A 20,800-nucleotide genomic window follows, 5' to 3' on the forward strand; every position below is an offset into this window, starting at 1 on the left:
GTAAAATGAAAAATTTAGGGAAACCTGGGGAAGAATTTGGGCCACGCAAAAATTCTTGTCTTTCTGAAGAACTGATGCAAGCGATTTCGATTGCTCAAACTGTCATGAAACCTAAAAAACACCATGACTATTGGATAGAATCGGCAACGAATTTATTGGCAGGAAGTATTTTATACCTGGATGTAAAAAAGATCATCGAGTTCATAGAAAAAATATATGAGAGTGAGGCGTATTTGGTAGAAGTGGTGAAATCGTTAGAAAATGAGCATCCAGCGTATCAAATATTCCATGAGATGGGTTTATATTCAGCAGAAACAAGGAACACGATCATAATCACATTGTTATACATTCTTGAATAACATCAACGTGAAAAGCAAGGGGAGCAAAAAGAGTATTTTTGGTTTCAGTAACCGCTAGTAGATACAAGTGAAATAGGAAGGAGAATAATCATGTTAAGTGTAGCTAAGAAGTACACAAAGGTAATTAGAGCGTTGAAAGAAATGGGTGAGGGAAAAAAGGTTGCAGGTATCATAAATGCTCGTTTTGGAGCTTATAGATCGGTTATAGAAAAGCTGAAGGAAGCAAAAGATCAATTTATCTTTATTTTTGATCCAAAAGACCTTTTCTATGAGGATACTCATAAGGAAAAGCAAGAACAAGGGTATCACATACTGAAGCATGATCTATTTGTTGGTTATGAAACACTTCAAATTGATAGGTATCAAAAAGTAGTTGTTTATATTCGTGTAGAAACAGAACAAAGCACTTATGAAGAAAGAGGGGAAGCGTTATCAAACTTTCTTCAACATCTAACAGAATGCAAGAATATAAGACCAATTCACCTGGTATTTCATCAATATGATTTGTACCCAATCCCTCATATGGAGCAGTTTTTAATAGAAAGCGCAACATACCACATTCATCATTCAATCGTAGTTGGATCTCAATCCGCATTACAGCACATATACGGAATAGAGGCAGCACAACGCATTATAACCTCGTATAACACAACAATCCTAGCATGATATAAAGCACTCGTTCACTATTTCATCCTATATAGATGGCTAGAAAACTAGACAAGGGAGAAGCGTTTTTCTCCCTTCTTTATCAAAAATAGGAGGCGTTCATATGGGAAAAGAACAAAGGCTCACATTCTATGATATTGCAGCATCACAGGCTCATAGTGTTAAAACTTTTGATGGAAAAACATACGAACTGAAAGGTGCCATCGCAATTGAAAATAGCACAGGAAGCATCGAAAAGGTAGCTCAAATTTATTATCAAGTGCGCTCGGTTAGGGATGAACATCAAAACTTAATTGCCAAACGGAAAAATAAAAAAGCGGAATTAGTAGCTGTTAAACAAAAGTGTAAATAAAAAAGCGATTTTGAAGTGTGCTGAGAACATAGCACAAAGTAATTTGCTCTTTGACAATTTAGATATATATTGCGTATTGCCTTCTTCCTTAGAGCAATGATGTAGAAGGATGATATACGGCTTTCAATATATATGCGTGCCTCCCTTCAAAAGGTCACTAGAGGGGGTAGGTATACGATTATCGTTGGATGAGTAAGATCGTAAAACTCATCTGTGACCACTGGGAAATACATTGTATCAAAGATCTGTTTGTGTCAGTAATCGTGAGGAATATCCCATGTTGACATTCTGAAGAAGCGAAGAACATCACAAACAGTAGATACATAAGGTCCTACGTTCAAGCCAAAAACGTAGTGCGGTATTGGGCATATAGAAGCTAGGTCGGGGTTAGTTTCTATACGCATGCCAATACAGGGTTCGTCATTCCAGCCATAAATGATATTTCCATTTTTTCTCCCACTTTCCTTTAAATGTTATAAAATAAAGACAGATGTTGAAGTTTAAATGTGTCTCATCACACTTCAAAATCGCTTATACAAATATGACATAGGGAGGAACATGCATGAGTCGTAAAGGGTGGATCATTTCCGCTGTTGTTGGACTGTTAATTGCAATTGGTATTGGTTCAACATTTGTCTTTAGTTCGGGAAAAGGGGAAGTAATGGAACTTAGTCCGTTAGAAATGAAGAAGTTCATGAGTGAGGATGGAACGGGATTTGTTATTTTGAATAATGATAAAAAAACAAGAGAAGATATACTCTTTAAAGTTGGAAAATTAGCAAAACAAAACGATATCCTGGTGAAAGAATTATTTGGAGGTAGAGAGGATGTACCAAGAACAAGTAATCAGCACGACTTCGGCTTATCACAAAAACGTGATACCCTTGCTTACTATGAAAAAGGGCAGTTGAAGAAAGCAATAAAGTTTGAAGAGATTAAACCGTCTGAATTTGAAAAAGAAGTAGGATTATTTATTCAAGATTGCAAAGAGCAATATCAGAAGTAATCACATAATCATTGAAAGGTGGTGATATAGTGGCGATTACACAAAAGGAATTAAAAAAAGAAAAAGAAATGGTAGCAAACCTATTAAAAGCCAATGGTCAAGATTATAGCCATTGGCTTCATTTACATCATCAGAAATGTATTGAAGAAAATCAAGATCTAGTCATGAAAGCTTTACAAGCTTATAAGGCAACACCAACAGAAGTAAAAGAAGTCAGCAAGCCGAATGAGTCAAGTCAGCTTAGTAACGTATAAGCATCTAAAAATGAAAAGGGAGTGAATGTATATGTTGGAAACAATAGCTCAAATGTTAGTGTTAGGTGATGCGATGGATGGTCTAATTAATACAGGGAATTCATTTATTACATGGATGCAAAGAGGAGCAATGGTGAGTACAGCAATTGTATTTTGCTGGGGCGCTTATCTATTAATTTGGGGTGGTGAGCGAGGAAGACATAAATGTATTTGGTGGTTTATTGGTGGGGCAGCCGGACTCGTTATCGTAATGGGATGCCAATACTTAGCAGAGAGCGTAAATAGTAATGTTAAATTTGGTCAAATCTTATTTCCATTTCTTTGGATGAAGTAGTGAATAAATATAAATAAGGCAATGAGGAAGCTATGCAAAGGGTATGGCTTTTTTTGTTGCCTTTTTTCATGGGATTTAAAGTGAATGTGAGAAAGGAGAAGCCATGTTTGTCATTTTTAAGAGTAGTAATGGAACAGAAATTGAGTCGGGTAAGCAATATTCGTTTCATGAAGCTTATACCTTAACTAAGCGATTAGAACGAGTTTATAGAGAAGCAGGACGCCAAGAACATATTGATTTTGATTTGTTAGATGGTCATTCTAATGAAATTTATAATGGTACATTATCACTTGGTTCAAGATATGCAGATCATATTTTTGATCACATTTCTAAAAAAATGAATGTGATGCAATTAGATCCAGAACAAGAGGAACAAAAGAAGGAGCTGTTAGAAACGTTAGAAAGGGAAATCAATGATTCTCCTTTTCATGAAGAATATGAATATCAAGAGGAATTACCAGAAAGAAATTATAGTCCACCACATGAAGTGAAAACACAAGTAAAGCCTGGAAAGGAAAATAGAAAAGGATTCAAGATGATTGCGAGTGTTATAGGAAGTGTGGTGTTAATTGGAGCTGGTGCCATATTTGCCTTTAAATTATTCTCTTCAGAGCCAGTTTCGAGTGCAAATGCTGGCTCTGAACAATATGTAGTAAAAGGATTACAACAGGCAGCCATTCAACAGTATGGAGAAGCCGTTAAATACTTTGATAAGGTCAATTACACAGAGTTAGATAAAGATAGTCAGAAGGCAGTTTTATTTACTTACTTATTAAATGGAAGGGCAAATAAGGCATTACAATATGAGCCGAAATTTGCAGAAAGTGTGGTTGCTTATTTTATTGGGATAGACAACATGAATAAAATCAATGAAATTGATGTCAAAAATGATGTAATCGACTTTGAAAAGGCAGCACTTAATAAGAAATATGAGGAGGTAATCAAGCTTAAAGGGAAAGTCAATATGGATGGTAGACGTGAAAAGCTCATCGTTGAAGCTTTTGTAAATCTAAAAAAATATGAAGAGTGTTATTCTTTTGCCAAAACGCAAGGAAATAAAAACTTAATGAAAGAGGTCAAAGAAGTAGAGAAACGAGATATTCAACAATCTACGATAAGTGAAGAGGAAAAGAAAGCTAAGATTGAAAAAATTGATAAAGATTTAAAGGACATCTAAGGGGGAAAAAATAACATGCCATTAAATTATGAGAATCTGTACAAAAAAATGGGAATTGTTTTTCTTGGTGGTTCATTGATATTAAGTACTACAGGGTGCAGTTGGTTTGGAAGTAAGGAATCAGCAAAAAGTAAACCGGCTATTACAAAAAAGATAGATAAGAATAAGCCGGAGGAAAAGAAAGAAAATCTGAACAAACAAGATTTCGAAGCAATTACAGAAAACGCAATTCAAAGTAAAGATAATGGAGTTGCTTATGTACTCGATGAGCTCGATAAATCAAAAATTAATTTTAAGGAAAAATCTATTGTAAGTAATCTTCAAAATGGAGATGAAACCACTTCTCGTGTTCTAGCACTCTTTGATAAAGAAACAACAGATAAAACACTTCAAGATACAGCAAAGGATAATGTGATTGCAGCTATTACAGATAATAAGCCACAAGTCACCGTGAACGGAGACCATTTTGCATTTGGGGATCAAAATATTGATTCTTCAGTAGCGAGTATAGGAGATATTTTCCCACAAGAGAAGAAACCAGATACAGTTGTGAATCCACCAGTTACACCGGAAGGTGAGAATGGTAGTACGGAAAATCCAGGGACAGAAAAACCGAAACCAACAGAACCAGAGAAACCAAAACCGCCAGTAGATCCGCCAACAGAACCAGAGAAACCAAAACCGCCAGTAGATCCGCCAACAGAACCAGAGAAACCAAAACCGCCAGTAGATCCGCCAACGGACCCAGAGAAACCGAAACCGCCAGTAGAACCGCCGGTAGATCCGCCAGTAGATCCACCAACGGATCCAGAAAAGCCGAAACCGCCAGTAGAACCGCCGGTAGATCCGCCAACAGAACCAGAGAAACCAAAACCGCCAGTAGATCCACCAACAGAACCAGGGAAACCAAAACCGCCAGTAGATCCACCAACGGATCCAGAGAAACCGAAACCGCCAGTAGATCCGCCGGTAGATCCGCCAGTAGGTCCGCCAACAGAACCGGAAAAACCAACAAATCCAGAGAAAGCAACAAATCCAAAAAAACAAGAATCAAAATCAGATGTAACTGTTTAAGGGGGGATTCGCTAACCCATGTACAAGGATAAAATCTCAATTAAATATAAGTTAGCTGAAAAAAAAGTACTCATTCCATTGAGTACTTTTTTGTTTGTAGGAATGTTTTTAATTGCTAATTTTCTACTCAATTTATCTTTAGAGCTGATAGAAACAACATTTAGTGACTTATTACATCCAAAACCATTTCATATGGGTGTAGGATTTTTTTTTCGGATGCCGATTGCAGAGCATCCGATATACTACTTGCTTGTTTTCCTTGTAGTGATTGGAACCATTGCAAGAACAGTATACAAACTGAAATCTTCCTTTAAAAACTTAAATAATCATCAGAAAGGATCTAGTCGCTTTACAACAGTTGAAGAGCTGAAGAAGCAATACAGAGCTGTGCCAGATCGAGAGAAATCATTTAAAGGTGGCGGTGGTGTTGTTATCTCTCGACTAGGTGACAAAGTATTCATTGATGATAGCCCTGTAAATAATTTAATCATTGGTACAACTCGATCCGGTAAAGGGGAAACCTTTGTATTTCCTACAATTGATGTCTATTCTAGAGCGGAACATAAACCATCTTTAATTTTTAATGATCCAAAGGGGGAACTCATCAGTGCATCGAAAGAAACGCTGGAAGAACGAGGGTATCATATTGAAGTTTTGAACTTGTTAAACCCACTTGATTCTATGAGTTATAACTTGTTACAGCTTGTTAGAGATGCCTATAAGGATGGAGATTATTCAACAGCACAGGCATTATGTAAAACACTCTCTCACACTTTGTATTACAACCCAAATGTAAAAGATTCGTTTTGGCAACAATGCGCTATGAGCTTGTGTAATGCCATGATATTAGCCGTTACAGATAAATGTATTGCGGAGGGAACAGAAGAAAAAATTACAATGTATGCAGTAGCAAATATGTTATCAGAACTTGGCTCAAAAGAGGTTATCGTAGATCCAAAAGCAGATCCACAAAACGCATTAGATTTATACTTTGAAGGTTTGCCAGCAGATAGTGTTGCGAAAATGCAATATGCAACCTCAAACTTCTCGAAAGGAACGACACGAGGCGGAATCTTCACCCAAACAATGAACGGACTCTCTATTTTTACGTTCGATGAAATTGCAAAAATGACTTCGAAAAATAGCGTGGATTTAAAACGTGTAGGGTTTGGAAAAACGATAAAAGGGAAAATAACACCTAGAAAACGAGTGGAAATTGTCTTTCCGGATGGCTCAAAGGAGTCTATTAAAGCAGATATTACAGGACGTTTTGCATTGGATTATAAGCAAGTAATAAAAGTCGGGGATACAATCCAATTGAATGAAAAGGGAAATGATAAAAAGAAAACATCCATTTCTATTACGAAAATAGATGAAAAGACGGGTCATACAGAATTTAAAGTAGTAGAAGAAAATGAAGATATACAGGTAACAACAGTGGATTATTTCGATAAACCAGTTGCTATTTTTATGATTACACCAGACTTTGATTCTTCTAATCATGTCATTGCTTCTATTTTTGTAAGACAGCTCTATTTTATATTAGCCAAAGGTGCATCCCTCGCTCGTGGAGGGAAATGTCACCGTGAGGTGGTTTTTGCCCTTGATGAGTTTGGAAATATGCCGAGTATTGAAGGAATGGCGAATATTATTACGGTTTGTCTCGGTAGAAATGTTCGTTTTAACCTGGTTATCCAGGCATATGCACAATTGAAAAATAAATATGGAGATGATGCAGATACCATTGATGGAAACTGTGGGAATACCATTTATATATTAACGAACGACCAACAGACAGCTGAAAAAGTGTCCAAAAAACTTGGCAATAAGACGATTAACACACTTTCCCGAAGTGGAAAAGGTCTTTCAACTGATAAAAATAAAACTGAAAGCCTAGATCAACGACCACTATTAACACCAAATGAACTTATGAGTTTTAAAGAAGGAGAAAGTGCTGTTATTCGTGTAATAAAACGTCAAGATAATGAGCGGAAACGAATTAGACCACGACCAATTTATAATACAGAAGACACAGCCTTAAAATACAGATGGGAGTACCTAGGGGTAGAGTTCGATACCGATAAATCCATTTTAGATATAGATATTAACTCCCTACATGATGATGTAGATCCCAAAAAACTCATAGTAGACTTCCTAGGAGCAAGAAAGGTAGAACAAATCAAGAAAGAAACACCAGAGCCAGAACAGGAAGCTTCTTCACCAGTAGAGTCACCGCAGCCAATAGAAGAACCAGCAATGATGGGAATTGATGAAGACATTCCCGAAGAGGCATTCCAGCAGGAAGACAATCCATTTGATTCCCTCTCCATTGAAAATTGGAAAGAAAAAACGGTTAATGAATTTTTCGAATCCGATTTAGCGGTTTTGAAACTGGTTGATAAGTTCTTTTTAGCGCAGTTAGGCAAATCAATAGATGAAGTTGAAAAGCAAGAAATGGGCGAGTTTTACAGTGAATTTCAAATGTTAGCTCACAATGACCACATCGACAAAAGTGTTTATCAAGCAGTCGAAAACAAGATTAATCGAATCTTACGTGATTTAGAAGAAAAAGAACAAGTAACGAGTTAGAAAAGCACTCAAATGATTGAGTGCTTTTTTGAATCCAAACATAAAGGAGGAAGAGAGAATGTGTGTACCGACAATAACGGATAAAATGCAATTGATTTTAGATAGTTACTCGCCATTTGTAACAGAAGAAAATGAGGTCATTCTTGGTCTAGAAGATGCAGTTCTTTTCCTTTCAGTAGATCGGGAACAAAAAGGGAAGCTGATTATTCGTATCGACAGACTGAATGAGAGGGTGAACTGGACAGCAAAGGAAGTATTAGGGCAGTAGTAAGCAAGGGAGGAGGATAACAGGTGAAAGATGAAGAAATTTTAAAAACTTTAGAAGAGTTCTCGGATTATCTTCAAGTGGGTGACATTGTTAATTATGTATTTCGATGGATAGGGTGGTTTATAATTCAAGGTCTATCTTTAATTGTAGATGCCTTGGAAGGTGTGACAGATGCCATACTGGGGATTAAAGGATTCTTTAATTCACCGGAAATACAAAATTTTGTTGATATGTTATATCCATTGTTTGTCGTTCTTTTGGCCATATCTTTTTTATATATTGGCTACATGTTTATTATGAACAAACAAATGAATCGATCACAAATTATCATCAATATTTTCATTACGCTGAGTGTGCTTTGCTTACTAAGTACTGGTATGACAAAGGTCGATAAGTTCACAGATGATGCCATTGCCGTTGTGAAATCAGAACAAAAAGGCTCATTGAGTGATGAAATTATTAAGAAGAACATAACGGATATCGCAGTAATAGATCAAAACGGATGGAAAAAGAAAGAAGATATGAATCCGAAAAATAATATTCCTGAAAAAAATATCAGACAAATAGATATTACAGAGAAAATAGATAAAGACTTTGAGTTTGCAAAGGATAAGGAGTTATCTGAAGGGGGTCAAGATATTCTCAAAAATAAAAGGGTAATGGATGGATTAGGAGTCGCATCTTTAGCAGAATTGAAAGATGGATGGTTTGATTTCTTTCCCGAAAAGTATTATCGCTGGCATTGGAACTTTTGGAATATCTTTTTTACGTTATTGATAACAGGTTTAACGTTGTTATTGGTAAGTATTAAATTAGCTAGATTGTTTTATGAATTGGCATTTAACTACTTGTTAGCTAATATTTTAGCGCCAGCAGATGTTGCGAACGGTCAAAAGTTAAAAGCCGTGTTATCGAACATTCTTAATATATTTGTAGCAACAATTATGATATTCCTATCTTTAAAGCTATATATAATGGGAACGGCGTTTATTCACGACAAATTAAATGGTGTACCTTATCTTATTGCATTAGCCGCATTTAGTATGGCAGTTCTAGATGGCCCGTCAGTCGTAGAAAGGCTATTTGGAATAGATATTGGATTAAAGAGCAGTTGGGGTATGTTAGCAGGTGGTTTAGCAGGTGGTTTCGCACTTGGTAAAGGAATTGGCGCTCTTGCAAATTCAAAACCAATGAAAGGTCTAGGAAATATGATTGGAAAAGGAGCAAAGGGTGCAGCGCAAGGTGCAGCAAAAGGGGCTGGTGTTGCAGCAACAAAAACCGCAAATGCAGCTGGAGGTATGGCAGGTATCATAAATGGCTTAAAAAAAGGGAATGGATCCGAAAATAAAGAGTCTTTGCAAGATCAAATGAAAAAAGCGGATCAAAAAAAAACACAAGGCAATGATGTAGCAAATAAAGAAAAGGAAAAAGGTAACTTGAATAAGGAAGAAGATAAAAAGAATGGTGGTAATCCATCTATTCAAGAAGATATGAAAAAAGAAGGGAATGAAAAACCAGAGGTAGCAAGTGGGCAAGAATCAGGAACAACAAGTCTTCAAGATGAAATGAAGGAAGCTGGAAAAGTAAGTGGAGCAAGTGAAGGAAATCAAGCAGCAGGAGGAGTAAGACAAGGAGCAAGTGAAGGAAATCAAACAGCAGGAGGAGTAAGACAGGGAGCAAGTGAAGGAAATCAAGCAGCAGGAGGAGTAAGACAAGGAGCGAGTGAAGGAAGTCAAACATCAAGCCCAGTACCAAGCGGAAGTAGTCCGGGACCAATGGGAACATCAAGCCCAGTACCAAGCGGAGGAAGCCCGGGACCAATGGAAACATCAAGGCCAGTACCAAGTGGAGGAAGCTCGGCACCAATGGAAACATCAAGACCAGCACCAAGTGGAAGTAGCCCGGCACCTGTGGAATCGCCAAGATCAGTACCAAGTGGAAGTAGCCCGGCACCTGTGGAATCGCCAAGATCAGTACCAAGTGGAAGTAGCTCAGCACCAATGGAAACATCAAGACCAGCACCAAGTGGAAGTAGCTCAGCACCAATGGAAACATCAAGACCAGCACCAAGTGGAAGTAGCCCGGCACCTGTAGAATCACCAAGATCAGTACCAAGTGGAAGTAGCCCGGCACCTGTGGAATCGCCAAGATCAGTACCAAGTGGAAGTAGCTCAGCACCAGCCGACATAGTAACGGTGACACATAGTAGCCCAAGTATTCCTTATGAAAGTGATAAAGAAGTGGCAGCAAGTAGTAGTCATGAAACACGTACATTAGGACAATATGCAACGGATACAGTTAAAAAGGGCTATAGCTCTACTACATCGTCCGTTAAGCAAACAGTAAGAGGGGTTCAAGAACGAATCAATAATTCAGAAACGGTACAAAATACAAAGCGTTTTTATCAGATGGGGCAAAACACGGGTAGAAGTTGGAGAGATATAGTGAACAAAAATAAAAATAATACGGATAAAAAATAAGCGTAATCGTACGCTTATTTTTTATTGTCGAAAAGGAGGGAATCCCGATGAGAAGCTATCGGATTCCGAAGGAAATCAGTACAGAATTACGGATTAATAAGGTGCTATATCTAATAGATTTTTTCTTATTGATTGGTTTATTAGTTGTAACGATGATTCTCAGGAATTTTGTACATGGCTCTTTACAACTCCCATTCGTCATTTTCATGGCGGTTATTGCCATTATCATGATTTGGCGACCAAGTACGAATCCTCAAAAACGAATGTATGAAGTATTGATTATTACATTGCTAAGAAGAAAAGGTGCATATTGTGCCATTGATAACGATCAATAAGGGAGGGATCACATATGGCGTTATTCAGCGAAAAAGATATAGAAAAAGAAAAGCCAAAACAAATAGAAAGACCGAAGAAAAAGGCATTTCGTTTTAACGAAAGAAATGTAAAGGAATCACTTTCTGAACCAAAAGAAATTGTTAAGGTGGTACCCGACGAAAAGAAAGAGGAAGAAAAAACAAAGGTAGAAAGAAAAGTAAAAAAACAGAAGAAAGAAAAGCCAAAGAAAGATGTTTTGAAAAAGAAAAATCCCAAACTTTTAGGCTTTTTATCTAGAAAAAAGAAAGAAGCACCACCAAAGGTAAAGAAAAGTATTGCAGAAATTATGCAAATCATAGACATGACGGAGGATGGTATATTTGAACTAAAAAATGAGGAGTTTTTAGAAATCCTTCAAGTCGAAGGTGACGATATGTTCTCTAAGAATAGCGAAGAACAAGCATTTGTTATTTTCTCACATGCTTATTTTTATCAAGCCTACAAACAGTCAATTAAACTCGTCTTTTTAAACTTCCCATGTCAAACTACCGAACAGCAACGATATATAGAGAAAAAAATTAAAGATTGTACCAATCCTTTATATGAGCGAATTTTAAACCAGAAGTTAAAAGAACTTCAATTCTTAGAATGGGGAAGAACAAATCGTGAAGCTTTCTTATTTATTTACGGAGAAAGTGAATTAATCGTAAAAGAACGTGTGGATGCAGCCAAACGATATATTAAGCGTTCTACTGAACTATTAGAGGTGGATGAAGAGAAAAAGTTAGAACTTATGTTTAAATTGTTTAATCAAAATGCGAAATTGGGAACGAAAAATATATGGTAGTGAGGGGGAAACGAGATGTTTGCGTTCAAAAGTAAAAAATCCAAAAAGGAAAAACAAAAAGAACTTAAAAAGAAGAAAGGTTACAATCCTTATTTAGTAGCTAGAGTCCAGCCACAAGGGGGTGTAAGTTTTAAAGAAAGTTACGTTCAAACTGGTGATGGATTGGCTACTTGTATTCATGTCTTTGACTATCCAACAGAGGTAAATGATTTTTGGCTAGAGCAAATTATGAATATGCCAAACGTTATTACAACATTAGATGTGATGAGTGATGATCGAAAAGAGGTTGTTGAATCCATTAATAAATCCATGAGTGAGCAAAGTGTTCGGCATGATACAGCGAAAGATAATATAGATCGGATTGATGCGAAAAATGAATTTCAAGAGCTGGAAGCTCTTTATACGGATTTGAAACAAGGTGAGGTCATGAAACGTATTCACATCCGTATCTATGTCTCCTCTCGAACATTAGATGAGTTAGAAAAACAAGTAAAAGAAATCATGGAAACATTAGAATCCTATAACTTTCGAGGAGCTGTCTTTTTAAATGAACAAGAGTATGAATGGGATGCACTCGTAACGAGCTTTGATACACAAAAAAACTATGTGAACCGAAGAAAAGGAAAAGAAATTCCGGCAGTCAGTTTGGCTGGTGGATGTCCATTTCACTATTCTTATTTACATGATCCATACGGTACGTATTATGGAACAACGAAAACAAAAGGAAATGTTATCTTTGATATTTTTCATAAAGACAAACAAAGAAAGAGTTATAACGGTGTAATGGTTGGAAAGCCTGGTGCTGGAAAATCAACATTGTTAAAAAAGAAAGCCGTGGATTATGCAAGTAAAGGGCATTTCATTCGAATTTTTGATGTTGTAGAAGAATTTACGGATACGGTAGATGAGCTAGGGGGAAAGACAATTGCATTAGATGGATCGCAAGGTCAAATTAACCCACTTCAAGTATATAAGACAGCAGAAAGTGAGGAAGTTAGTTTCATTCAGCATTTATCTAAACTGACAACTTTTTATCGTTTTATTGCGCCAGAAGCAAAAGATGATGAGATTAAAGAATATGAAAATTTACTTCGGAAATTATATATTCGTATGGAATTATGGAATGATAAAAAAGGAGCAACAAATGAAATTACAACAAGAAAACCAAAAGAATATCCTATCTTCTCCGACTTTTTAACGTTTGTTCGGAAAGAATTATATCAGGATGTAGAAGGTAGAAAGCATCATGAGAATTTAGGAGACAGTAGAATCCATCGTTTAGAATTAATTGAATTAAATCTTATGAATTTAGTAGAAGCATATGCAGAATTATTTGATGGACATTCTACAATTGAAGATTTCAAGAAGGAACAAGTCGTATCTTTTTCCCTACGGAATATATCCAGTTTTAAACCAGAGGTATTTCAGGCGCAGATCTTTAATGTGTTAAATCTCCTATGGGATGAAATGATATCAAATGGTGCGCCTCAATTAAGAGCCTTTAACAAAAAGCAAATTGCTTTTGAAGATGTCATTCGATATTTCATTATTATTGACGAGGCACATCATATAATCAACACACGAAAAGAAAGTGCTCACGCTTTACAATTTTTAATTAAATTTAGCCGGGAAGACCGAAAATATTTTGCAGGTCTTTTATATGCAAGTCATACGATTCGAGATTTTGTACCGGAAGGATCTTCACAAGCTATGATTGATGAAATCAAAAAGCTCTTTGAACTTACACAGTACAAATTTATTATGCAACAAGATAATAACAGTTTAGATATGTTACGAAAAGTATTTGCTGGACAGTTAAGTGAAAGTGAAATTGCAGCAATCCCACATTTACCAACGGGGGATGTCATTTTAAGCATTGGAGCTGTAAAAAATATTCACTTTCATGTAGAAGTAACAGACGAAGAATTGATGTTATTCGGGGGAGGTGCTTAATACCATGCATCTAGTTTTAAAGGTAATACCAAAGAAATGGCTCATCACTTTAGCGTTAATTGTGATGGGTCTTTTTTCTTTTCTTTTACTTGGAGTCGTTAGTATTTTTATTGCGGCAATGGGGAGCGATAGTGGAACAGACACGGGCGATATTACGTATACAGGTGAAGGGCAAGTCATGAATGTTTCGCCCGAAGTTTTAAAATGGGAGCCAACCATTCGGAAGTATGCGAAAGAGTTTGGCGTGGAACCTTTTGTCGCTTTAATGCTTGCTCAAATGATGCAAGAAAGCGGAGGACGTGGTAGTGATCCGATGCAGAGTTCGGAAGGTGCATTTAATACGAAATATTGTAAAAAACCCAATTGTATTACAGATCCCGATTATTCCATTTGGGCTGGTGTACAGGAATTTAAACATGCAATAGAGCGAGCTGGTGTAACGAGTCCAGGAGACATGGATCATATCAAAACAGCCCTCCAAGCGTACAATTTTGGAACAGGATTTTTTGATTTTATTAACTCAAATGGTGGTAAATATACAAAGGAATTAGCCATAAAATTCTCGCAGGAGCAATACAAAAAAGTAGCTCACACTGGTATGTATCATTGCCTTAGACCGGAAGCTGTACCGTATAACGCGTGTTATGGCGATATATTGTACGTTGATGCAGTTTTGAAATATTATCAGCCGGGTTCCGTCGTTTCTGGTGGAGGAGGAAATTCAGGAAGTGGTGGAAGTAGTGGTGTAAAAGTTGTAGATGTTGGTCGTCCATTGATAGGAAAAAGTACTTATGTTTTCGGTGGAGGACGAAAGCAAAGTGAAATTGATAGGAATATATTTGATTGCTCTAGTTTTGTACATTGGGCATTTAAGCAAGTAGGAAGAGAGCTAGGACCTGTAACGGATGTTAATACGGATTCATTAGTACAAATTGGCCAAAGGATATCACCAAATGATATGAAGGCTGGTGATGTAATATTCTTTGATACTTATAAAAAAGATGGGCATGTTGGTTTGGTTATAGATAAGGATCACTTTATTGGTTGCCAAACAAATAAAGGGGTAGCTATTGAAGATTTAAATAATCCGTATTGGAAAAAAGTATTTACTGGTCATGTAAGAAGGTTCTAAGAATCAAAAGAAAAGGAGACTGAAAGAATGAAAGATAAACGCAAATTTTTGTTTATTGTGTTTGTAATTTTAGTCGTAGGTGTGACAGCTTTTAATATCTATTTGAGTAAAAAATCAATGAGTGATGGCAAAGAAAAACAGCTAAAACTTTCAAATGAATTACTAACAAGACAGAATGAAGATTTAAAGAAACGGTTGGATAAGGTACTTCCTTCCGCACAAGAACAACAAAGAAGAACGTATTTATCGACAGCCGAAACGTTTATTCAATTATCCTTTCATCGAGAAAAAGAAGGCTATAATGAGCGGAAAGAAAAAGCAAAATCCATTATGAGTGAAGAACTTTTACAACAATTCTATCCCACTGACAAGTATGAGTTAGGAGATACCTATAAAACGAAACCAATCGAAATGAAGTTTTATTTACAAGAGAATGAACCCGATCAAGAAGAAGTAAATGTGTTAGCTGAATTTATAAATGTCACGACGGATTCAACGCAAAATCGAGAAGAAAAAGTTAAAAATGTGTTGCGAATCATCATAAAAAAAGAAAAGGAAACATGGCGAGTTACGAGTGTAGAAGAGCTCAATATGAAAGTTTTATAACAAAAAAGGTGAGGTGAGAGTGTGATAGGTACAATCAGTAAGAAGAGTGAAAGAATCAATTTGAGAAGAAATAAGTCGTGGATCTACCTAGCAATTATCAGCTTTCTATTTTTGGGTTTTTTCGCTTTTTTAACATCTAAAATTTACATGCCGAACGATGAAAGATTGTTCCATACGGAAACAAATAAAGTAATTAAGTTGTCGGGAATGGGGAAATTGATTGTAGAGCAAAGGGAATACAATCCACACAAAAACTTTATACAAATTCGCTTTCGGATAGAAGGATATGAGGAAACTGGATTTACATTTAAGGCACAAGAAAAAGGAAAGCCAGGTGTTCAATTACCTGTCAAAGTGTTGTATGAAGAGAACGGAAATTACGTGATAGAAGTCAAAGAATTATCTCCGAATTGGGGAGCTTTAGCTTTCGATATTTACAATAAAAACAGTGAAAAAGAACAAATGGATATTCGTAAATTCACACAAGATGTTAACGAGTACGAAGATGAAAATACAAGTACAAAGAGTCCAAATAAACTTGTTCAGACGATTTTTACCGATCAAAGAAAAACAAAAGCAAATGATGAATTGTTAGCTGAAGATAAAAAAACATATGAGTTAGATTTTATAGACAGAGACAAAAAAGATATTGAAACAAAGATCGAAAATTATGGGAAGGCAATTAAGCTTGAAGAAGAAAATGGGAAGACAGTTTATGAGAAAGTAAAAGGGCTGAAAGATGAAATGAAGTACCAAACCGAAGCGGAAAAAACGGAAACACAATCTAAAATAGCGTCCTTAGAATCTAAAATAAAATCATCAGAAAAGAACATTGAATTGTTTAAAGGAGAACAAAAAATTGCACGAGATAAGATCAAAAAATTAGAGCAAAAGGCACAAGAAATTAATAAAAACTGAAAAAAGACATAGGGACATGATGGAGACATTGAGGGAGAAGAAGGGGACATGGACGGGACATTTAGAAAAAATAACGGGACGTGATGGAGACAGTAACGAAAAAGATGGGGACGTAATGGGGACATTCAACCTCTTTCCTTGCCCCCATCGTTTTGCTAGGCTCCGCCTAGCCCCACACCCTCGGTGGGGGCAAAAACCCCTTATGCTCTTCTCACTATTTTTGGTGCTCTACCCACAATTGCAGAAAGGAGCAAAAATTGTGCATCTAAAAATAAGAGATATAGATTTGGTTGCAATCAAAAAATTTGATGAAATGGCAAAAAAGAAAGGGATTTCAAGACAAAAACTTTTAAAAGGAATACTTGAAATGGCGGCTTATTTGCCAGAGCAAACAAAAAAAGAAATGGAGTTAGAAAATTTAATTGAAAAGAACATTTATGCAATGAGAGAGTGTTATAGCGAAATGAAAAAAATGAATGAGTTTATACAACTCATGACACAGGATGTTGAAAATGAATAATACCGTTTCTGTTCAATCTTCGGTCACACCAGGTGTTGTTTTAAAAACAAAGTTTGTGTTACCAAGTTCGGATGCCTTTCAGAACTATATTGAGTATGTAGATCGGGAAGAAGCAAAAAGTGAAGTGAAGCTGAATCCGAAAATGTTTGAAACTTATCAAGAATATATGGGGAATCCAGAAAAGACATCGGCACTGTTTACGGAACACGCAAATCGCTTAACAGAAAGTGAGAAAAAATCCTTAAAGGAAGTGTTTAAAACCGCTCATGAGAATGGAAGTATTATGTGGCAAGATGTCATTTCTTTTCATAATCCTTGGCTTGAGGAACAAGGCATATATGATGGGAAAACTAAAACATTGGATGAAAAAAAGTTAATGGATGTGACACGGCTTGCGATGAAGGAAATGCAAAAAAGGGAGGGGTTAGAAAAAAGTTCTACCTGGTCAGCAGCCATTCATTTTAATACGGACAACATTCATATTCATGTGGCAACTGTTGAACCATTTCCAACGAGAGAACGTGGCAAAAGAAAACCCAAAACATTAGATGCGATGAGGGGAAAAGTCGTAAACAATTTATTAGATCGTAAGCAGGAACAAAAACAAATTAATGATCTGATTCGAAACAACATGGTGGGAGGTAAAAAAGAAGATTCAGTTTTTGATTGGCGCAATCAACATTTGAAACCATTGTTTTTACAAATCTATAAACAGTTACCAAGTGATAAAAGACAGTGGCAATATAGCTACAATACAATTCAGCCATTGAAGCCGGAAATTGATAAATTAAGCAGTAGATATATTCAACATCATCATAAAAAAGATTACGATCAGTTTCTCCAAAAGTTAGATAAAGAAGTTCAAGTTTTTAAAGAAGCATATGGAGAAGGAAAGTATGATAAGAAGCAATATGAAAACTATAAGACGAATAAAATCAATGACCTGTATAAAAGAATGGGAAACGCTTTTTTACAAGAAATGAAGGCATACGATAAAGAGCAAAAGAGAATCCATCACATGAAAAAATCAAAGCCGTTTCAAAAATTCCAACAGAATGTATCTATTCAATATTCTATGAGGAAAGTGGAACGTGCTTTTAAAAGTGAATATGAAAGTTGGAAAAACCAAAAGTATTATGAGCGGATGCAAAGGGAAAATGCATATGAAAACGAAAGGGGTTAGATTATGGGGAATGAAAAAGTACGAATGAAGTTATCATTGAGTGAAAACGTCCATCACTATGTTCAAGAGTATATGGAGGAGAATAATATTACACATCCTGGCGATGCCATATCGAAAATTTGTATGGAACATCAAGCATCAAAAAATACAGAATGGTCATTGAATTTTATTTCAGAAGTTGTTTCTAAAAATCTTCATGACATATTAAAAAGTGAGCTAACAAAAATTCGTCTTGGTGCAAATAGTGCGGATCGAAATACACAAGTTTTAATTGAATTAATGAATGGATACTTTTTTGCCAATGACTTAGATTTAGAGAGTATTATTACTACGGATAAAATAGAAGTCGGTGGCGTGAAAATGGCAAAGGAAGTCGTAGCGGAACGAATTAGTCATGCGAGACAAAAACGTATAGATCATGAGGCATCAAAGAACAATGTAACGTAAGCTACATTGTTTTTTTTATAAAAAAATAGGAGGTTTTTTAGATGTTATTATTTCATGAAAATATCGCATTAGGGGTCATAAAAGAAATTGGAGAAGATGAAATTGTGTTACTCGTAAAGGATAAAGAATTAGTAATTAAAATTACAAGAGAACAAGTGAGAGAACTGGCAGTCCATGTCATGAATCAAGACAATATGTTAGTTCCGGTTAATGTAAAAACACATGAACTGTTCTTCGATACAAATGAAAGATGGAATGAAGAAGACATGGAGGAATTGCAAAGAGCAAGTGAAAGAGTAGGGGAAGATCATGAGTAAAAATTATAAGAAAAAGTATCAAACTAAATCACCGGAAGAAAAGAAAGAAGCGGTGCAAGCTTTAACAAAAAAGATGGAAAAAAGCATAGAAGGCTATTTTCGTACACCAGGAGATTTGAAAGATTACTTATCGTTTATGGCAAAGTTTTATCAGTATTCACCATCTAATATTTCATTAATACAGGGTCAATTTGAAGGAGCCAGGGCAGTTGGTTCCTTTTCTTTTTGGAAAGAAAAAGGGTTTGCGGTTAAGAAAGGTGAGAAAGGAATCCAGATCCTTGTTCCAAACAGAACTATAGCAAAATTTAAAGACAAAGAAGGCACTTGGAAAACAGTAACTAAAGCAAATGAGGAAGAGAAAAAACAAATTGAATCTAAAAGCGTAGAAGTGAAACCAGGGCGCTTATATTTTGCTGTTGGCCATGTGTTTGATGCGTCTCAAACGAATGTAAAAGCTGAAGATCTACCACGTATTTTTCCGAATCGTTGGTTAGAAGGAAGCGTAAAAGATTACAAGAGTTTGTACAAAGGAATGGAAGCTGTTGCGGAAAAAAACGGTGTAAAAATTATTGAACCAAAAGCAGAGCTTGGTGTCGCAAAAGGTGTGAGTTATACCTTAACAAAAGAGGTTGCTTTGAATCCGCGAAACAGTGAATTACAAAATGTAAAAACTCTTCTTCATGAATTGGCACATGCTAAACTTCACACAGCAGAAACACATATGAGTTACACAGCACCAGAAAAAGAGTTTCAAGCAGAGATGACCGCTTATGCTGTTTCTTCTTATTTCGGAATTAATACGAGTGAATATTCACTAGGTTATTTAGCAAGCTGGACACAAGGAAAAGAAATGAAAGATAAAACGAAGTTATTGAAAGAAGTACATGAAACTTCGATTGAGTTTATCGAAACAATTGAAGATACTTTGGAAAAAGAAAAACAACAATTAAATGAAAAAGAGGTGGAAAGTATGGCAAAAGGAAATGAAAAACAGGATGAAAAAAACATTTTATTGGTGGAATATATGAGTCTAAGTAATACGACACAAGAACTCGTTTCCGTTACCCAGCTAAGGGAGCAAGTAGATAGAAATCGAGCGTTTGAGCCTGTAGAAGGTGGAGAACAATTGAGTGATAAAGAATTTATAGATGCATTTAACATGGCAAATCAAGAAAAGTATGCAGCGCTAAATCAGGATGAAATAAATCGTCCAACTATGTTAGTTCAGTGGAGCGAAAACGAAAATTTTAAGGGTAATCAATTGATCCCATTTGGAGAAGCCAATGAAAAAATGTCTGAAGTCATTACAAATATTGAAAAAGCAAAAGAAGAAGCAAGAGAAAGAGATGAATATGTACCATATGATAAAACACGTTATCATATCGCCATTCCAAAAGAAGTAGATAGGGATTTTGGGAGAATGGAGCTTGTGAGTATGGATCGTTTGGATATGGGGGATGGGGACTACAAGACACCGTATGAACAGGTATTAAACGAGAAAAGGTATCTATCGGATGAAGTAAAACAAGCGTTACGAGATGAAGTAATGAATTATAGAAATAACAAAGAAATGCCGATGGAAAAAGCACATGAAAGTACATTAGAAAAATCAAAAGAGACACCCAATCACTTAGTTACAATTGAAGTGCTAGCAAAGGGTATGCAAGATGATGAAGTTGCAAGAATACACATGATGGATGGGGTTACGAAAGATATTAATTATTTATCGGTATGGAACCAAGATAAAACAGATCGAGAAGATTTATATGTTTCCTTAATGGAGAAAAACGGAGAACGAGAAAATGTCTATTTGGATAACATTTTGAAGCCAGATTTATATGAAAAAGTTCAGAATTCCATCTTTGACGGAAAAGGTAATCAATCGTTTGTTGTATATGAGAAGGATGCAAGAATGAGTCTAGATGAAATCGTAAAAGATGAACGATATGGAATTTTAGTTGATAAAGCGGAGGCACAAAAAGATTCCTCATTTCATGAAAAAG

At 36.0% G+C, this 20,800-nt stretch carries 22 protein-coding genes; all 22 read left to right on the forward strand.

What is annotated here, in order from left to right; all coding sequences use genetic code 11:
- Nucleotides 1–5: 5 nt before the first annotated feature.
- A complete protein-coding gene (locus tag MR109_RS26830; protein WP_277931117.1) occupies nucleotides 6–359 on the forward strand; it encodes a type IV secretory system conjugative DNA transfer family protein in 354 nt (117 codons plus the stop codon).
- Between the two features lie 90 nt (nucleotides 360–449).
- The gene (locus tag MR109_RS26835; protein WP_242274508.1) at nucleotides 450–1,025 is read left to right on the forward strand and encodes a hypothetical protein; all 576 of its coding nucleotides are present in this window, start codon (nucleotides 450–452) and stop codon (nucleotides 1,023–1,025) included.
- Nucleotides 1,026–1,128: 103 nt separating this feature from the next.
- Nucleotides 1,129–1,377, forward strand: coding sequence for a hypothetical protein (locus MR109_RS26840; RefSeq protein WP_016128127.1), 249 nt, complete (start codon nucleotides 1,129–1,131; stop codon nucleotides 1,375–1,377).
- A 562-nt stretch (nucleotides 1,378–1,939) separates the two neighbouring features.
- Complete coding sequence (locus MR109_RS26845; RefSeq protein ID WP_242274509.1) at nucleotides 1,940–2,383, forward strand: hypothetical protein; 444 nt, start codon at nucleotides 1,940–1,942, stop codon at nucleotides 2,381–2,383.
- 29 nt (nucleotides 2,384–2,412) lie between these two features.
- The gene (locus MR109_RS26850; RefSeq protein ID WP_242274510.1) at nucleotides 2,413–2,637 is read left to right on the forward strand and encodes a hypothetical protein; all 225 of its coding nucleotides are present in this window, start codon (nucleotides 2,413–2,415) and stop codon (nucleotides 2,635–2,637) included.
- 25 nt (nucleotides 2,638–2,662) lie between these two features.
- The gene (locus MR109_RS26855; protein ID WP_033669985.1) at nucleotides 2,663–2,971 is read left to right on the forward strand and encodes a hypothetical protein; all 309 of its coding nucleotides are present in this window, start codon (nucleotides 2,663–2,665) and stop codon (nucleotides 2,969–2,971) included.
- 103 nt (nucleotides 2,972–3,074) lie between these two features.
- Nucleotides 3,075–4,148: a hypothetical protein gene (locus MR109_RS26860; protein WP_242274511.1), complete on the forward strand. Its 1,074-nt coding sequence runs from the start codon at nucleotides 3,075–3,077 to the stop codon at nucleotides 4,146–4,148.
- Nucleotides 4,149–4,163: 15 nt separating this feature from the next.
- Nucleotides 4,164–5,222 (forward strand): hypothetical protein, encoded by a 1,059-nt coding sequence (locus tag MR109_RS26865; protein WP_242274512.1) that lies wholly within the window; start codon nucleotides 4,164–4,166, stop codon nucleotides 5,220–5,222.
- An 18-nt stretch (nucleotides 5,223–5,240) separates the two neighbouring features.
- The gene (locus MR109_RS26870; protein ID WP_242274513.1) at nucleotides 5,241–7,811 is read left to right on the forward strand and encodes a VirD4-like conjugal transfer protein, CD1115 family; all 2,571 of its coding nucleotides are present in this window, start codon (nucleotides 5,241–5,243) and stop codon (nucleotides 7,809–7,811) included.
- Nucleotides 7,812–7,869: 58 nt separating this feature from the next.
- Complete coding sequence (locus MR109_RS26875; protein WP_000338017.1) at nucleotides 7,870–8,079, forward strand: hypothetical protein; 210 nt, start codon at nucleotides 7,870–7,872, stop codon at nucleotides 8,077–8,079.
- A gap of 23 nt (nucleotides 8,080–8,102) precedes the next feature.
- The gene (locus tag MR109_RS26880) at nucleotides 8,103–10,559 is read left to right on the forward strand and encodes a pLS20_p028 family conjugation system transmembrane protein (RefSeq protein ID WP_242274514.1); all 2,457 of its coding nucleotides are present in this window, start codon (nucleotides 8,103–8,105) and stop codon (nucleotides 10,557–10,559) included.
- 47 nt (nucleotides 10,560–10,606) lie between these two features.
- Nucleotides 10,607–10,894: a DUF5592 family protein gene (locus MR109_RS26885; protein ID WP_048375734.1), complete on the forward strand. Its 288-nt coding sequence runs from the start codon at nucleotides 10,607–10,609 to the stop codon at nucleotides 10,892–10,894.
- Nucleotides 10,895–10,908: 14 nt separating this feature from the next.
- The gene (locus tag MR109_RS26890) at nucleotides 10,909–11,721 is read left to right on the forward strand and encodes a hypothetical protein (protein ID WP_242274515.1); all 813 of its coding nucleotides are present in this window, start codon (nucleotides 10,909–10,911) and stop codon (nucleotides 11,719–11,721) included.
- A gap of 15 nt (nucleotides 11,722–11,736) precedes the next feature.
- Nucleotides 11,737–13,674: a VirB4 family type IV secretion system protein gene (locus tag MR109_RS26895; RefSeq protein WP_098475846.1), complete on the forward strand. Its 1,938-nt coding sequence runs from the start codon at nucleotides 11,737–11,739 to the stop codon at nucleotides 13,672–13,674.
- Between the two features lie 4 nt (nucleotides 13,675–13,678).
- Nucleotides 13,679–14,806, forward strand: coding sequence for a bifunctional lytic transglycosylase/C40 family peptidase (locus tag MR109_RS26900; RefSeq protein WP_242274516.1), 1,128 nt, complete (start codon nucleotides 13,679–13,681; stop codon nucleotides 14,804–14,806).
- Nucleotides 14,807–14,833: 27 nt separating this feature from the next.
- Nucleotides 14,834–15,412 (forward strand): MerR family transcriptional regulator, encoded by a 579-nt coding sequence (locus tag MR109_RS26905; protein ID WP_242274517.1) that lies wholly within the window; start codon nucleotides 14,834–14,836, stop codon nucleotides 15,410–15,412.
- A 21-nt stretch (nucleotides 15,413–15,433) separates the two neighbouring features.
- The gene (locus MR109_RS26910; protein WP_242274518.1) at nucleotides 15,434–16,330 is read left to right on the forward strand and encodes a hypothetical protein; all 897 of its coding nucleotides are present in this window, start codon (nucleotides 15,434–15,436) and stop codon (nucleotides 16,328–16,330) included.
- A gap of 259 nt (nucleotides 16,331–16,589) precedes the next feature.
- Complete coding sequence (locus MR109_RS26915) at nucleotides 16,590–16,850, forward strand: hypothetical protein (RefSeq protein WP_242274523.1); 261 nt, start codon at nucleotides 16,590–16,592, stop codon at nucleotides 16,848–16,850.
- Nucleotides 16,843–18,033 carry a MobP2 family relaxase gene (mobP2, locus tag MR109_RS26920; protein WP_242274519.1) on the forward strand — a complete coding sequence of 397 codons (1,191 nt, stop codon included), beginning with the start codon at nucleotides 16,843–16,845 and terminating at the stop codon, nucleotides 18,031–18,033. The genes MR109_RS26915 and mobP2 overlap by 8 nt, the downstream gene beginning before the upstream one ends.
- Before the next feature lie 3 nt (nucleotides 18,034–18,036).
- Nucleotides 18,037–18,480, forward strand: coding sequence for a hypothetical protein (locus MR109_RS26925; RefSeq protein ID WP_242274520.1), 444 nt, complete (start codon nucleotides 18,037–18,039; stop codon nucleotides 18,478–18,480).
- A gap of 41 nt (nucleotides 18,481–18,521) precedes the next feature.
- A complete protein-coding gene (locus MR109_RS26930; RefSeq protein ID WP_242274521.1) occupies nucleotides 18,522–18,797 on the forward strand; it encodes a hypothetical protein in 276 nt (91 codons plus the stop codon).
- The coding region (locus MR109_RS26935) for an LPD25 domain-containing protein (protein WP_242274522.1) at nucleotides 18,790–20,800 on the forward strand (2,011 nt) is incomplete at its 3' end. The genes MR109_RS26930 and MR109_RS26935, both read left to right, overlap by 8 nt.

Source organism: Bacillus cereus group sp. BfR-BA-01310, from assembly GCF_022664325.1.
GTDB classification, from domain to species: domain Bacteria; phylum Bacillota; class Bacilli; order Bacillales; family Bacillaceae_G; genus Bacillus_A; species Bacillus_A paramycoides.

What these genes read in the sequence shown, in the direction of transcription:
- MR109_RS26855 (WP_033669985.1), top strand. Translation starts at nt 2,663, where the DNA reads ATGTATATGTTGGAAACAATAGCTCAAATGTTAGTGTTAGGTGATGCG.
- mobP2 (WP_242274519.1), top strand. Translation starts at nt 16,843, where the DNA reads ATGAATAATACCGTTTCTGTTCAATCTTCGGTCACACCAGGTGTTGTT.
- MR109_RS26840 (WP_016128127.1), top strand. Translation starts at nt 1,129, where the DNA reads ATGGGAAAAGAACAAAGGCTCACATTCTATGATATTGCAGCATCACAG.
- MR109_RS26900 (WP_242274516.1), top strand. Translation starts at nt 13,679, where the DNA reads ATGCATCTAGTTTTAAAGGTAATACCAAAGAAATGGCTCATCACTTTA.
- MR109_RS26870 (WP_242274513.1), top strand. Translation starts at nt 5,241, where the DNA reads ATGTACAAGGATAAAATCTCAATTAAATATAAGTTAGCTGAAAAAAAA.
- MR109_RS26895 (WP_098475846.1), top strand. Translation starts at nt 11,737, where the DNA reads ATGTTTGCGTTCAAAAGTAAAAAATCCAAAAAGGAAAAACAAAAAGAA.
- MR109_RS26835 (WP_242274508.1), top strand. Translation starts at nt 450, where the DNA reads ATGTTAAGTGTAGCTAAGAAGTACACAAAGGTAATTAGAGCGTTGAAA.
- MR109_RS26885 (WP_048375734.1), top strand. Translation starts at nt 10,607, where the DNA reads ATGAGAAGCTATCGGATTCCGAAGGAAATCAGTACAGAATTACGGATT.
- MR109_RS26830 (WP_277931117.1), top strand. Translation starts at nt 6, where the DNA reads ATGAAAAATTTAGGGAAACCTGGGGAAGAATTTGGGCCACGCAAAAAT.
- MR109_RS26925 (WP_242274520.1), top strand. Translation starts at nt 18,037, where the DNA reads ATGGGGAATGAAAAAGTACGAATGAAGTTATCATTGAGTGAAAACGTC.
- MR109_RS26865 (WP_242274512.1), top strand. Translation starts at nt 4,164, where the DNA reads ATGCCATTAAATTATGAGAATCTGTACAAAAAAATGGGAATTGTTTTT.
- MR109_RS26930 (WP_242274521.1), top strand. Translation starts at nt 18,522, where the DNA reads ATGTTATTATTTCATGAAAATATCGCATTAGGGGTCATAAAAGAAATT.
- MR109_RS26875 (WP_000338017.1), top strand. Translation starts at nt 7,870, where the DNA reads ATGTGTGTACCGACAATAACGGATAAAATGCAATTGATTTTAGATAGT.
- MR109_RS26890 (WP_242274515.1), top strand. Translation starts at nt 10,909, where the DNA reads ATGGCGTTATTCAGCGAAAAAGATATAGAAAAAGAAAAGCCAAAACAA.
- MR109_RS26860 (WP_242274511.1), top strand. Translation starts at nt 3,075, where the DNA reads ATGTTTGTCATTTTTAAGAGTAGTAATGGAACAGAAATTGAGTCGGGT.
- MR109_RS26905 (WP_242274517.1), top strand. Translation starts at nt 14,834, where the DNA reads ATGAAAGATAAACGCAAATTTTTGTTTATTGTGTTTGTAATTTTAGTC.
- MR109_RS26845 (WP_242274509.1), top strand. Translation starts at nt 1,940, where the DNA reads ATGAGTCGTAAAGGGTGGATCATTTCCGCTGTTGTTGGACTGTTAATT.